The 12,539-nt window shown below is 56.5% G+C and carries 14 protein-coding genes and 1 pseudogene; 7 read left to right on the top strand and 8 right to left on the bottom strand.

Annotated elements, in window-relative coordinates:
- Positions 1 to 23 precede the first annotated feature (23 nt).
- From CR155_RS08255 to CR155_RS08270, 4 genes are all read left to right on the top strand, one after another.
- A complete protein-coding gene (locus tag CR155_RS08255) occupies positions 24 to 1,277 on the top strand; it encodes a mechanosensitive ion channel family protein (RefSeq protein ID WP_102069544.1) in 1,254 nt (417 codons plus the stop codon).
- A 25-nt stretch (positions 1,278 to 1,302) separates the two neighbouring features.
- Positions 1,303 to 1,641 carry a P-II family nitrogen regulator gene (locus tag CR155_RS08260; protein WP_102069545.1) on the top strand — a complete coding sequence of 113 codons (339 nt, stop codon included), beginning with the start codon at positions 1,303 to 1,305 and terminating at the stop codon, positions 1,639 to 1,641.
- A gap of 63 nt (positions 1,642 to 1,704) precedes the next feature.
- Positions 1,705 to 3,330, top strand: a complete 1,626-nt coding sequence (locus CR155_RS08265; RefSeq protein WP_102069546.1) for a gamma-glutamyltransferase family protein — start codon at positions 1,705 to 1,707, stop codon at positions 3,328 to 3,330.
- Between the two features lie 66 nt (positions 3,331 to 3,396).
- A complete protein-coding gene (locus CR155_RS08270; RefSeq protein WP_102069547.1) occupies positions 3,397 to 3,933 on the top strand; it encodes a YaeQ family protein in 537 nt (178 codons plus the stop codon).
- Positions 3,934 to 3,993: 60 nt separating this feature from the next.
- Here the strand turns inward: CR155_RS08270 and CR155_RS08275 are convergent, their stop codons facing one another.
- Complete coding sequence (locus tag CR155_RS08275; RefSeq protein WP_102069548.1) at positions 3,994 to 4,560, bottom strand: chorismate--pyruvate lyase family protein; 567 nt, start codon at positions 4,558 to 4,560, stop codon at positions 3,994 to 3,996.
- Positions 4,561 to 4,596: 36 nt separating this feature from the next.
- On the opposite strand from CR155_RS08275, the gene CR155_RS08280 reads away from it, so the two are divergent.
- Positions 4,597 to 5,331 carry a pseudouridine synthase gene (locus tag CR155_RS08280; RefSeq protein WP_102069549.1) on the top strand — a complete coding sequence of 245 codons (735 nt, stop codon included), beginning with the start codon at positions 4,597 to 4,599 and terminating at the stop codon, positions 5,329 to 5,331.
- 18 nt (positions 5,332 to 5,349) lie between these two features.
- Here CR155_RS08280 and CR155_RS08285 read toward each other — a convergent pair whose 3' ends face one another.
- Both CR155_RS08285 and ugpQ read right to left on the bottom strand, forming a co-directional pair.
- On the bottom strand, positions 5,350 to 6,204 hold the full coding sequence (locus CR155_RS08285; protein WP_102069550.1) for a 23S rRNA (adenine(2030)-N(6))-methyltransferase RlmJ: 855 nt from the start codon (positions 6,202 to 6,204) through the stop codon (positions 5,350 to 5,352).
- Between the two features lie 86 nt (positions 6,205 to 6,290).
- A complete protein-coding gene (gene ugpQ, locus CR155_RS08290) occupies positions 6,291 to 7,040 on the bottom strand; it encodes a glycerophosphodiester phosphodiesterase (protein ID WP_102069829.1) in 750 nt (249 codons plus the stop codon).
- A 221-nt stretch (positions 7,041 to 7,261) separates the two neighbouring features.
- Here ugpQ and CR155_RS21460 point away from each other — a divergent pair.
- Positions 7,262 to 8,398 (top strand): annotated as a pseudogene (locus CR155_RS21460) (SurA N-terminal domain-containing protein); the annotation flags it as partial.
- A gap of 841 nt (positions 8,399 to 9,239) precedes the next feature.
- Here CR155_RS21460 and CR155_RS08300 read toward each other — a convergent pair.
- Entirely contained in the window at positions 9,240 to 9,884 is a 645-nt protein-coding gene (locus CR155_RS08300; protein WP_102069552.1) for an arylesterase, read from the bottom strand.
- Between CR155_RS08300 and CR155_RS08305 the strand changes: the two genes are divergently transcribed.
- Entirely contained in the window at positions 9,883 to 10,566 is a 684-nt protein-coding gene (locus CR155_RS08305) for an ABC transporter ATP-binding protein (protein WP_102069553.1), read from the top strand. The genes CR155_RS08300 and CR155_RS08305 overlap by 2 nt on opposite strands.
- Here the strand turns inward: CR155_RS08305 and CR155_RS08310 are convergent.
- The 4 genes from CR155_RS08310 to sdhC are packed head-to-tail and all read right to left on the bottom strand — an operon-like array spanning position 10,557 to position 12,501.
- A complete protein-coding gene (locus CR155_RS08310; protein WP_233214050.1) occupies positions 10,557 to 11,003 on the bottom strand; it encodes a CBS domain-containing protein in 447 nt (148 codons plus the stop codon). The two genes, CR155_RS08305 and CR155_RS08310, sit on opposite strands and share 10 nt — an antisense overlap.
- Before the next feature lie 55 nt (positions 11,004 to 11,058).
- Complete coding sequence (locus CR155_RS08315; RefSeq protein ID WP_102069555.1) at positions 11,059 to 11,757, bottom strand: succinate dehydrogenase iron-sulfur subunit; 699 nt, start codon at positions 11,755 to 11,757, stop codon at positions 11,059 to 11,061.
- Between the two features lie 37 nt (positions 11,758 to 11,794).
- Positions 11,795 to 12,136: a succinate dehydrogenase, hydrophobic membrane anchor protein gene (gene sdhD / locus CR155_RS08320; RefSeq protein WP_102069556.1), complete on the bottom strand. Its 342-nt coding sequence runs from the start codon at positions 12,134 to 12,136 to the stop codon at positions 11,795 to 11,797.
- Positions 12,133 to 12,501, bottom strand: coding sequence for a succinate dehydrogenase, cytochrome b556 subunit (gene sdhC / locus CR155_RS08325; RefSeq protein WP_102069557.1), 369 nt, complete (start codon positions 12,499 to 12,501; stop codon positions 12,133 to 12,135). The genes sdhD and sdhC overlap by 4 nt, the downstream gene beginning before the upstream one ends.
- Positions 12,502 to 12,539 lie beyond the last annotated feature (38 nt).

Genomic DNA, 12,539 nt, shown 5'->3' on the forward strand with positions numbered 1-12,539 from the left:
ATGTACGAGGCACGGCCCTGGCGATGCAAGAAGACAATACCCTGATCCAATGGGTGGACAGCAACTGGCTCAGCAGCAACATGCCCGACGCGCTGTGGGCCCAGGTTGCACTGGGCTTGCTGGTGCTGGCGGTTCTGGTCATCGTGACCGGCTGGATCATGAGCAGCGTGCTGGCAACCGTTGCGCGGCGCATGCTTTCAGCCATTGGCCACGACGACTGGTCCAAGGCGCTTGGCCGGCGCCGGGTCTTCCGTCATCTGAGCTATGCCGTGCCCTTGCTGGTCATCATGGGCAATATCGGCGTGTTGCCTATCGACGAGAAATACGCTGGAATGCTGGCACGCATCTTCCTGTCCGCGGGGATGGTATTTTTTTTCCTGGCTATCAATGGTGCCCTCACCGCATGGCAAGACATCTATGCGTCCAGCGCGCGGGCGCAAACCCGTTCCATAAAGGGCTACCTTGAGCTGGCCAAAATTGTGTTCTGGGCCATTTGCATCATCCTGATCATTTCGATCCTGGTCAATCGTTCGCCTTTACTGATGCTTTCCGGCCTGGGCGCATTGTCGGCGGTGCTGCTGCTGGTGTTCAAGGACACGCTCTTATCGCTGGTCGCCAGCACGCAGATGACCAGCAACGACATGCTGCGCATTGGCGACTGGATCGAGATGCCGCAAGCCGGCGCAGATGGTTTCGTGATTGACATGGCCTTGCATACGGTAAAGGTACAGAATTGGGACAAGACCGTCACCACCATACCGACGTACAAGCTATTCTCCGAAAGCTACCGAAATTGGCGGTATATGTTCGAATCGGGTGGCCGTCGCATCAAGCGCACATTGCGCATCGATGCGAGCACCGTGCGCTTCCTGCGTGAAGACGAAATCCTGGCCTTGCGACGGTTTGCCTTGCTGCGCGATTATCTCGATGAGAAGCAAGGAGAACTCGAACAGAGCAACCGGGCGTTGGGGCCGTTGGCCGACCTCGAAGTGAATAGGCGCCGGCTGACCAACCTCGGTACATTCCGGGCCTACGGGCTGGCCTATCTGCAGCAGCAACCCGAGGTGCGCCAGGACATGATGATGCTAGTGCGCATGATGGAGCCCGAATCGCAGGGTATACCGATAGAGGTCTACTGTTTTGCCAACAACACGGCATGGGTCGAATACGAACGCATCCAGGGCAATATTTTCGACCATCTTGTCGCTATACTGCCCGAGATGTCCTTGCGCCTGTATCAGGCTCCGGCAGGCAGCGACTTCGCCAACATGCGATAATTTTTCCTTTAAGCGGAGCCATCCTATGAAATTAGTTGCGGCAATCATCAAGCCGTTCAAGCTCGACGAAGTGCGTGAAGCGCTGGCCGATATCGGTGTCAGCGGGCTTACCGTCACCGAGGTCAAGGGTTTCGGCCGCCAGAAAGGGCATACCGAGCTATACCGTGGTGCCGAGTATGTCGTCGATTTCCTGCCCAAGATCCGCGTCGAGGTCGTGTTGCCCGCAGCCATGGTCGAAGCAGCCATCGACGCCATCATCAAGGCCGCCTTCACCGGCAAAATAGGCGATGGCAAGATTTTCGTCACTGCCGTCGAGCAAGCGATACGCATACGTACCGGCGAAAGTGGCATAGACGCCTTGTAGGCATGAATTCGAACAACTATTTACCATGCGCCTGCCCGGAGTCGGCGGGCGTCGAGGTCAGCAATGAAGCCATTCAATTGGGATAACCCGTATCGTACCGAGCGCACGCCGCTTTTTGCCCGCAATGTGGTGTCGACATCGCACCCGCTGGCGGCCCAGGCAGGGCTGCGCATGATGCTCAAGGGTGGCAACGCGGTCGACGCCGCCATCGCGGCTGCGGCCACCATCGTGCTTGTTGAGCCGGTTTCCTGCGGACTGGGTGGCGACTGCTTCGCAATATTGTGGGACGGCAAGCAATTGCAGGGCTTGAATTCATCCGGCGTGGCCCCGGCTGCCTGGAATGTCGAGTATTTCAAGCGCAAGCATGGCAGTAATGCACAGGGTTTGGCCAACATGCCCATGCGTGGCTGGGACGCCGTCACGGTACCCGGTGTCGTTGCCGGATGGGCCGCATTGCATGAGCGTCACGGCAAATTGCCGTTCGAGTCTCTGTTTGAACCAGCCATCGAGATCGCTGAACGCGGCTTTTCAGTGTCTCCAGTCGTTCACCGTAAATGGGTTGCCGCGGCAGCCGAGTTGAAGGACCAGCCCGGCTTCGCCGAGGCTTTCATGCCTGAAGGACGTGCACCATACATCGGTGAACTTTTTTCACTCGCCGACGCCGCGCGAACACTCAAGTTGATCGCGCAAAGCAAGGGGCGGGCATTCTACGAGGGCGAGCTTGCAGAAAAAATAGCGGCATTCAGCAAGGCTTGCGGCGCAGCCATGACGCTCGAGGATTTGCGCAGCTATCGGCCAGAATGGGTTGAACCGATTTCCAAGGACTACCGCGGCTACACCCTCAACGAAATACCTCCGAACGGACAGGGAATCGCGGCACAGATGGCGTTGGGCATCCTACAGCATTTCGATGTGGCCGATCTGCCGGTCGACTCACTGGAGTCGCAGCATTTACAGATCGAAGCCATGAAGCTGGCATTCGCCGACTTGTATCGCTATACATCTGACCCGCGCAGCATGGAAGTCACTCCGGATCAAATGCTGGACGATGCGTATCTGGCCGGTCGTGCGCGCCTTATCGACAGGCAGCGCGCCACACGGTTCGGCCCCGGGCGCCCGGCGTCGGGTGGTACCATCTATCTGACGGCCGCTGACGAAAGCGGAATGATGGTTTCTTTCATTCAGTCCAATTACATGGGATTCGGTTCTGGCGTCGTTGTGCCCGGAACCGGGATCAGCCTGCAGAATCGTGGCTATGGATTTTCCATGGATCCTGCGTCGCCCAATGTTGTCGAAGGTGGCAAGCGCCCATTCCACACCATCATTCCCGGTTTCCTTACGAAGGACGGCAAGCCGGTGATGAGTTTTGGCGTGATGGGCGGCGACATGCAGCCGCAGGGCCATCTGCAGACCGTAGTCCGCATGCTTGACTACGGACAGCAGCCACAGGCGGCCTGTTGTGCGCCGCGCTGGAAGTTGAATCGCGACTTCACCCTCGATCTCGAGACAGGAATCAGCGAGACTGTGGCGCAAGGCTTGCAGGCCAAGGGCCACATCCTCAAGGCAGTGGATGACCCGTATATGGACTTTGGTGCTGGCCAGTTCATCTGCCGTTTGTCCGATGATCCGGCCCGGGGCTACGTCGCTGCTAGCGACAGCCGCCGCGATGGGCAGGCCGTCGGCTTTTAGTCTATGTACCGGCCCAGTCAGGCCAGTGCCGATACCCATTTTCTTTGAAAGTAGCAAAGGCGCCCTATGGCATTGCGTGCCACGATTTTCAAGCTGGAATTACATGTGGCCGACCTGGTGCGCGGCTATTACGATAGCCATACGCTCACTCTCGCGCGTCATCCTTCCGAGACCGAAGAACGCATGATGCTGCGCGTACTGGCTTATGCCCTGTACGCCAGTGAAGGTCTGTCTTTTACACGAGGACTCAGCACCACCGACGAACCCTCACTATGGGAAAAAGATCTTACGGGCACCATACTCACCTGGATTGAACTCGGGCACCCGGACGAGCGCCGCATACTGCAGGCCAGTGGCAAGTCGGATCGGGTTGTCGTCTTCTGCTACGGCGGACATGCCAGCCACGTTTGGTGGCAGGGCGTCCAGACAAGTGTGGCAAGGGCTCAGAATCTCAGCGTGATTTCGGTGAGTCCGGCGCAGGTCCAGGCGCTTGCCGGCCTTGCCAGACGAAATATGACATTGCATATCACGATCGAGGAAGGCACCGCCCTGGTTTCATGCGCCGACGACAGCGTTGCGGTCGATATAGATGTTTGGCGCTGAATTGCAGGGCATCTGGGACTTTAGTCCAGGAAATGGTATGATTCCGCCCTGCAGGGCCGCTTAGCTGCTTATCGCGGCCAGGGCCCAGAAATCCGGCAGGAAGCACTCGGCAACCAATAAAGGCTGTCGCTGACGCCAGAATACCGAACAGCGGGCCATTACGCGGTGCGCCGGAGGGCATTCATCACCCAGCAGGCGCCGAAGCGAACGGTACAAGGGATCCTGATGATGCAGGCGACAGACAAAGAATTGCGATCGCGTAATTTGCGTATCGTGATACAACATATCGGCCAACGGACGGGTACGAAGACGTCGCATCCCCTGCCATAGGCCGTGGGAAGCATTCAATGGCGTGAAACTACGGGCGAACACGCTTTTCGTGCCGTTGATCGACATGACAATCTCACGTAACCAAACAGGCGCATGCGGTCGGCGTTTGAGCATCCATGCTTCGCTGGGATGCAGGCCCTGGGCTCGTTCGCGTACGACTTGCAGCTGTACCTGACCGATTTCACGCAGGCCCACGGTCAGGGCGCCCGGTCGAAATAACCAATACTTTTGTTGCTGACTGAACGATGGCGGCGGTGAAGCAAGCCAGTCGCTTCGATAAGGCGGGAAGAGTTCCATAAATCATATTATCGCCAAAGTCATAAAATACTGCTCATGGAAAAGACACGAATTTCAAAATTGATGGCCGAGCAAGGTCTATGTTCGCGCCGCGAGGCCGATGCATATATCGAACGCGGCTGGGTGAGAGTGGACGGCACAGTCGTCTCCGAATTGGGCAGCAAGGCCTGGCCAGATCAGAAGATAACGCTGGACAAGCAGGCGCAACGCCGCCAAACGTCACGGGTCACGATCCTGCTGAACAAGCCGGTGGGCTATGTCTCAGGGCAGGCTGAGCAAGGCTATCGTCCCGCCGTAACGTTGATCACCGCCGCGTCGCAGTATCGCGCAGACAAGACCGCTTTGCGTTTCGATCCAGCCCATCTCCGGGGGCTTGCGCCCGCGGGACGCCTGGATATCGACTCGCAAGGCTTGCTGGTGCTGACCCAGGACGGCCGTATTGCACGCCAGCTCATCAGCGATGATTCGGAAATCGAGAAAGAATATCTTGTGCGTGTGCATGGCAAGATCGGAAACAATGGTTTGAAGATGCTTAACCATGGCTTGATGCTCGACGGCCAGCAGCTACGGCCCGCCCACGTAAGCTGGCAAAATGAAGACCAGTTGCGGTTCATCCTTCAGGAGGGGAAAAAGCGTCAGATCCGTCGCATGTGCGAACAGGTGGGTTTGAAGGTGGTCGGCCTGAAGCGCGTACGTATGGGTCGCATTGTGCTCGGAGACCTGCCTCCGGGACAATGGCGCTACCTGAAAGACGCTGAGCGTTTCTTGTAGAGTCCGGCGTGCCAGCGCTCAATTGCCATGCTGGGTCAGCGTAAATGCGGCACGCTCGTCGAGCCCCAACTTGTCGCGTAGCCACGGCAACGTTCTGCTGAGTTCGCCATACAAGGTCCAGGGCGGGTTGACGACGAACATGCCGCTGCCATGCAGCCCAAATCCGTCGGTTGTGGGTTTGCGCAGGGTGAGGCTGGCATGCACCCAAGGGGTTTTCAGGCGTTCCAGGGTGCGCGGCATTTCTTGCGCTTCCCGTCGTTGCACAATGGGGTACCAGACGGCGAAGCAACCCGTGGCGAATCGCTTCAGCCCCTCATTCACCGCTTGCAACGTCCTGCGATAATCCTGTTTGTCCTCATAGGAAGGGTCGATGATCACCACGCCGCGCCTGGAAGGCGGAGGTAATTGGGATTTCAGTCCTTCGAATCCATCCGCTTCGTAAATGGATGTCTGGCGGACTGCTGCGCGGCCTTGACGGGAAAGGTTTTCCTTTAGAACTTCAGCCTCGGACGGATGCATTTCAAACAGCTTCAGCCGATCGCGATTGCGCAAGGCATGCAGAGCCAGCCAGGGCGAACCGGGATAGAAGTTCGCGACACCGTCCGGATTGAAAAAGTGAACTTCCTCAAGATACCGCTCTATCATGGGCGGCATGGATTTTTCCTGCAGCACGCGATCGAGGCCTTCGGTGAACTCGCCGTTGGTAAGTGCCCATTCGCTACGCAAGTCGTAAAGCCCGGCCCCGGCATGCGTGTCGATGACCGAATACGGAGCCTCTTTCTGATTGAAATGATCCAGGATATGGACGAAAATGGCGTGTTTCAACACATCGGCGTGGTTGCCGGCATGGAATGCGTGTCGGTAGCTGAACAAAGATATATTCCTCTAGTGCATGGTGGCCGCTTGCTAGCGCTGGCGGCATGGGGATTGTCGGACCGATAGGGCAAAAGATGCCTCCATCAAGCCAGCGATGCTGGTGTTATGTGGGTTATTTCATCAGTGACGATGGCATTGCAACCCCAGTTCAGCAGTTCCTGTGCTCGCGCCATATCGTTCACCGTCCAGATGGCCAGCGTATAACCCCCGTTCCGCAGCGCCCGTACCAGCGGCAATGTGGTGTAACGGTGATTGAGGTTCAATCCGAGGCATCCCAGCCTTTTAATGCGATCTTCCCAATCATCGGGCACATCGTGCTCGATGAGCAGTGCACGGGGAAGTTGCGGTGCTTCTTTCATGGCCGCGGCCAACGCGACTTCCGAAAAGGACGACAAAAGGGGCGGGATATCGGCGCCGGCCCATAACCGTTGCGCCAATCGGGCCACGTGCCGGCCGGTTTCAGCTTCCGCGCCGGTGGTCGGCTTGATTTCGATGTTGCTGCGTATCCCGTTGGCCAGCGTGTAGGAAGCAATCGATGCAAGTGTGGCGATAGGTTCGCCCGCATACTCTTTCGATGTCCATGCGCCGAAGTCCAGCTCGGCCAGTTCCTTCAGGGTCATGTCGGCAGCACGTCCGCAACCGTTGGAGCTGCGGTCCACGGTGTCGTCATGCAGTAAAATCGCGACACCGTCGCGGCTGAGTTTCACGTCGTACTCCATCATGGTGAAGCCGTGCCGGACCCCTGTTCGCACTGCAGCCAGCGTGTTTTCAGGCGCATGGCGGCCAGCGCCCCGGTGTGCGATAAGCTTGGGGTAGGGCCACGTCGAAGACATGTCGGGCATTGTGAAGATCCGGTATTTACGTATCGCGAAAGAATGCACGCATTTTATCGCCACTTGTCTACATTAACGGGCGGGTTTTCCCAAAGCTGGGGTAAACTGCATAAAATTTCTGTGTTCTGCTCGGGTTTTGCGTAATCATGGCGATCTCGATCGCCTTTTTTGATGTAACCGTCGCGCAAGCTCCTCCCGGGATGCGTGTCAGTGGGTGATTAATGTTCGAATTTATACGTACGCATCAACGCTTGATGCAACTAATACTGTTGGTCCTCATCCTGCCATCTTTCGTCCTGATCGGCGTAAGTGGCTATACGAATTACGTGTCCGGTGACGAAGAGCTCGTGAAGGTGGGAAACACTGCCATAACGCAGCAGGAATTCGAGCAGGCGCGCCGTAGCCAGGTGGAACAACTGCAGCAAACAAGCCAGGGCGGGTTCGATCCAGCCGTACTAGATAACGTTCCGGCGCGCACTGCCTTGCTCGACTCTCTCATCGACCGCCGCATCATGATCACGACAGCAGAGAAAGAACGATTCACGGTGTCCGACACTGCGCTGCGCCAAGCCATAGCATCCATGCCGCAATTGCAGGTGGACGGACAGTTCTCCGCCGAACGCTACAACCAGGTATTGGCATCGGCCGGGCTATCTACGCGCGAATTCGAGCAAAGTCAGCGTGCCGAACTCGCTCTTAGTCGTGTGCTGGGGCCGGTGGGCGCCACCGCCGCCGTTCCTGCAACCGTTATCGATCGCCTCGAGCATGCACTTACCGAAGAACGTCGCGTCCGCCTGATTGCCTTTCCATCGACCGACTATGAAAAAGACCTCACGATCAATGATGAAGACATCAAAGCCTGGTACGAAAAAAACAAGCAGACGCTCGAACTGCCCGAGCAAGTAACCGCCCAGTATCTCCTGCTTAACGAGGAGGCGGCCATGCAGAACCTGCCTGCGCCCAAACCGGAAGAGCTGCAGCAGTATTACGAGCAGAACAAGTCGCGGTATGTGCAGCCCGCGCGTGTGAATGTCAGCCATATTCAGCTTAATGTTCCGGCCGGCGCAAGCGACGAACAGCGTGCCGCCATCAGGGCCAAGGCAGACGAGATTGCGAAAAAACTTCAGGCCGACGTAGGGGCATTTCCAGAAATCGCAAGCGCCGAGTCCCAAGATGCAGGCACCGCGAACGATGGTGGCAAGTTGGGCTGGATCACCAAAGGTACATGGCCGCAAGCCTTGGAGCAGGCAGTATTTGCGCTAGGCAGTGGTGAAGTCTCGGGTGTGGTCGAGGGCCCCAGTGGCTATCATATCTTCCTGGCCAATGAAGTACAGGCCGAAAAGGGAGAATCATTCGAAGAAGCGAAAGACAAGGTCGAGCAAGAGGTGCGCCGCCAGCTAGGCGCCGAACGCTTTGCGGATATGGCCACCCGGCTAACCAGCCTGGTCTATGACAATCCTGCAAGCCTGCAACCCGCCGCTGATGCGCTGGGTCTGAAGGTGAGGTCGGCCACGGGCATCGCACGTGATCGTCTCTTGCCCTCGGAAGAGGTGGGTGCCAATGCCGCTTCAGCCGGCGAAGATGCGGCAATTCTGGATGACCAGCGCGTTCGGCGCGCATTGTTCACACCGCAAGCACTCAAGGAAAAACAGAACTCCGGGGTCATCGAGATTTCGCCCGACACCATGCTCACCGTGCGCGTAGAAAAAGCAATACCTGCCCATATCCCGGAACTCGAGAAAGTGAAGGCTCATGTCGTCGAGGTTCTGAAAAAAGAGAAAGCCCTGGCGGCTTCAGAGAAAGCCGGACGTGATGCACTGGCTACGTTCGAAAGCGCACAGGACAAGACACAAGTGCCTCCCGGATTCGGCACACCGCTCGATATCAGCCGCATTGATACTCAAGGTTTGGGCAAACCCATTCTCGACGCGGCATTTGCAGCACCCGCCACGGGACTACCCAATTATGCGGGAGTGACAGGTCCTCAAGGCTTCGTCGTGCTACGTATTGAAGGCGCCAAAGAAGGCAAGGTCGATGCACCAATGCTGGCTACGCTGCCGATCGAGCTGGGCCAGGCGTGGGGCAGGGCCGAGCAAAACGCTGTACTTAAGGCAATGCGTGCACAGGCCAAGGTAAAGGTATTGCCGGAAGCCAGTAAAGTGCTTTCCGGCGAAGCGTCACAAGATTAGGTAGCGAGATCTAGTTGGGCTTCAGTATGGGCGCCAGGTGCGCCCATACGTTCTTTTCCAGCAGGGCCTGGGCTTTTTCGTTCGGATGTATGCCGTCGGACTGGAACATGGTCTCGTCCGTGGCAATGCCTTCCATGAAAAAAGGCACCAGCGCGGCATTGTGCTGTTTGGCCACTGATGCGAAAAGGCCGTGGAATTGTTCCGCATAGGTCCGTCCATAATTGGGTGGGATGTGCATACCCAGAATCAAGACCGAGGCATTGGCTTCTTGTGCCATGGCCACCATTTTTGACAGATTATCCTGGGTCATCGTCAGCGGCAGGCCACGCAAAGCGTCGTTGCTGCCGAGTTCAATGATGACGATGTCGGGATGGTAGTGCGCAAGCGCGTCGGGCAAACGGCTCACGCCTCCGCTGGTGGTGTCGCCGCTGATGCTGGCGTTGTGTATCTGGTATCCTGTTTTTTCTTCGGACAGACGCCGACTGAGGAGTGCAACCCAACCGGAATCTCGGCGAAGACCATATTCAGCCGACAGGCTGTCGCCCACTACCAATATTGATGGGCCGGGCGTTTCGGTTACCGCCGCGGCCGTTGCCATGCCGGCCCAGGAAAGACAACAAAGTGCCGCTATTATTAGACGCCAGCGTATCCACATGAATTACATCCACTCGATTGAAGTTAGTCAATTATGCCAAAGGGTCACCGATTCTTCGGGTGAACTCGATATTCTCAGCGACGTTAGCTTTACCGTCGCGGATGGCGAGGCTGTTGCCGTCACCGGAAGCTCGGGTTCCGGAAAATCGACCCTGCTTGGACTCCTGGCCGGACTGGACGTTCCATCTTCCGGACAGGTAAAGCTGCTGGGACACGATTTATTCGCCCGGGACGAAGAGGCACGCGCGGCCCTGCGCGCGGCCCACGTGGGTTTCGTGTTCCAATCGTTCCAGCTGCTTCCCAATCTGACGGCCCTGGAGAATGTTATGTTGCCGCTGGAGCTTGCGGGCAGGCCTGCCGTGGACGCGGCCAGCGATATGCTTGAACGCGTCGGCCTGAAGGATCGGTACCATCATTATCCCAAGACGCTGTCCGGGGGAGAACAGCAACGGGTTTCGCTTGCACGCGCTTTCGTGGTACAGCCGCGATTGTTATTTGCCGATGAACCTACCGGTAGTCTGGACCCGATCAACGGCGCAAAAGTGATCGAACTCATGTTTGCCCTGCATCGCGAGCATCAGACAACACTGGTTCTGGTCACTCACGATGCACAGTTGGCCGCCCTGTGTCAGCGGGAGTTGAAGTTGGCTGGAGGTCGTTTGCAGATACCTGACTATCGGTAACCGATACCCATCACGTAGTCGCGTAGCAACAAATCCTCGTACTCAACTTCTTTCATCAACACTTCCAACGTTTCGTTGGCGTATAGCAACCCGAGCGGCTCAGATGCCTGGTTGCTGACGGGAATCTGTTTTAATTTCTTGTCCTTCATGAGAAGCCAGACGTCATAAAGGTTTTGATCAGGATGGCACGCTATGACGTCTCGGGTCATGACCTCGGACACCATGGTTGTGCAGCTGCAACCTTGGCAGTAGCTTATTTGCTTCACCACGTCGCTTTTAGTGATCACTCCGGACATCAGGCCTTCCGGATTACACACAACTAACAGATTGGTGTCCATCTCGCTTAGCATTTTGGCTGCGTCTACCAGCGGCGCAGCGATTTCAATCGTAACCAGACGCTTGCCGGCGGTGGGCAATATAGCTTGAACAAGTGGCAATTTTTTTCTCCTTTCGTCGAATTTGCTGCCGAGAATTGGATCGAAATGTCCGCAGCTATAGCGAATGGTTCACCATTGCCAACCGAATATGTTCGATCGCCCGAGACGGCTCAAGGCTCTTTGGGCAGACCTCGGTACAGTTCATGATGGTACGGCAGCGGAACAAACGGTAGACATCATTCAGGTCATCCAGCCGTTCTTCTGTCGCCTGATCGCGGCTGTCGGCAATAAAGCGGTACGCGTTCAATAGCCCAGCTGGCCCAACGAATTTGTCCGGATTCCACCAGTATGACGGACACTGGCTTGAACAACAGGCACACATGATGCATTCGTACAGGCCGTTGAGCGATTCGCGTTGCTCGGGAGACTGCAGCCGCTCTTTTTCAGGCGGCGGCTCGTGATTGATAAGATATGGCTTGATTGACCAGTACTGCTTGTAGAACTGGGTCATGTCCACTATCAAATCGCGAATAACCGGGAAGCTCGGCAAGGGGCGCAGCACAACCGGTTCTTCCAAGGTTCTTACCTGAGTAACACACGCGAGTCCATTGCGCCCATTGATATTGATGGCATCCGAGCCGCATATGCCTTCACGACACGATTTGCGCATGGTCAGCGAATCATCGAGCTCCATCTTGATGCGCAGGATGACGTCGAGCAACATGTGATCGTTGAGGCCAATCTCTACATCAAAGTCCTGCATTCTCGGCTTTTTATCGATGTCCGGATCGAATCTATAAATCGAAAATCGCATGGCTGCTTCCAATATGAAGTACCGCGGCGGTGGCTTATCAGCCGCCCGCTGTGAATAACACCTGCATAACCCATGCCCCCATGCTGATCAGGCTGAGTGCGAGCAATGCCAGCACAGTCATCCGTAGGGGTAAGGGTTTGACGTAATCCATAATGACGTCACGAAGACCGACCCAGGCGTGAGCAAGCAGGGCGATGAAAAATACGCTGGTCGTGACCATCAGCGCAGCGCCCGACATCGAATCTTGCCACGCGTCATACGACACCGGCGGAAAAAAGACGAAGTACACCAGCAGGAAAAGAAAGAAAAAAAGCAGGTAAATTGCGGTAAACCGTTGAATGATCCAAGCTCCCAGCCCGCTGACAGGTGACTTTTTCATAGGAAAGCCACGGCGGCAAGCACGGCAAGCAAAGGGCTGATGCAATTGACTATCCAGGCGCTACGCCGAGCCCCAGCCAACCTTGAACCAATATCGATATCACTGAGCAAGTGGCGAACGCCGGCCAACAGGTGATGGCCCAACGCCCAGGCAAAAAGTATCGCCAAACATCGAATGGGAAGGCTATCGAGTAGCGCCATGGCCTGTTGGTAGGCATCGGGACCATCCAGCGACAAATCCAGCAGGTAGATACTGAAAGGAATGCCTATGGCGAGCAGAATTCCGGTAACGCGATGGATGATGGAGGTGATCGCGCCTATTGGCATCTGAATCTGGAATACGTTGAAAAAGACCGGCCTTTGCATGTTCCCACCCCTTCATTGGTCAGGCTGCGACATGCAAC

This window comes from Pollutimonas nitritireducens, assembly GCF_002849615.1.
In the GTDB taxonomy this organism is placed as follows: domain Bacteria; phylum Pseudomonadota; class Gammaproteobacteria; order Burkholderiales; family Burkholderiaceae_B; genus Pollutimonas; species Pollutimonas nitritireducens.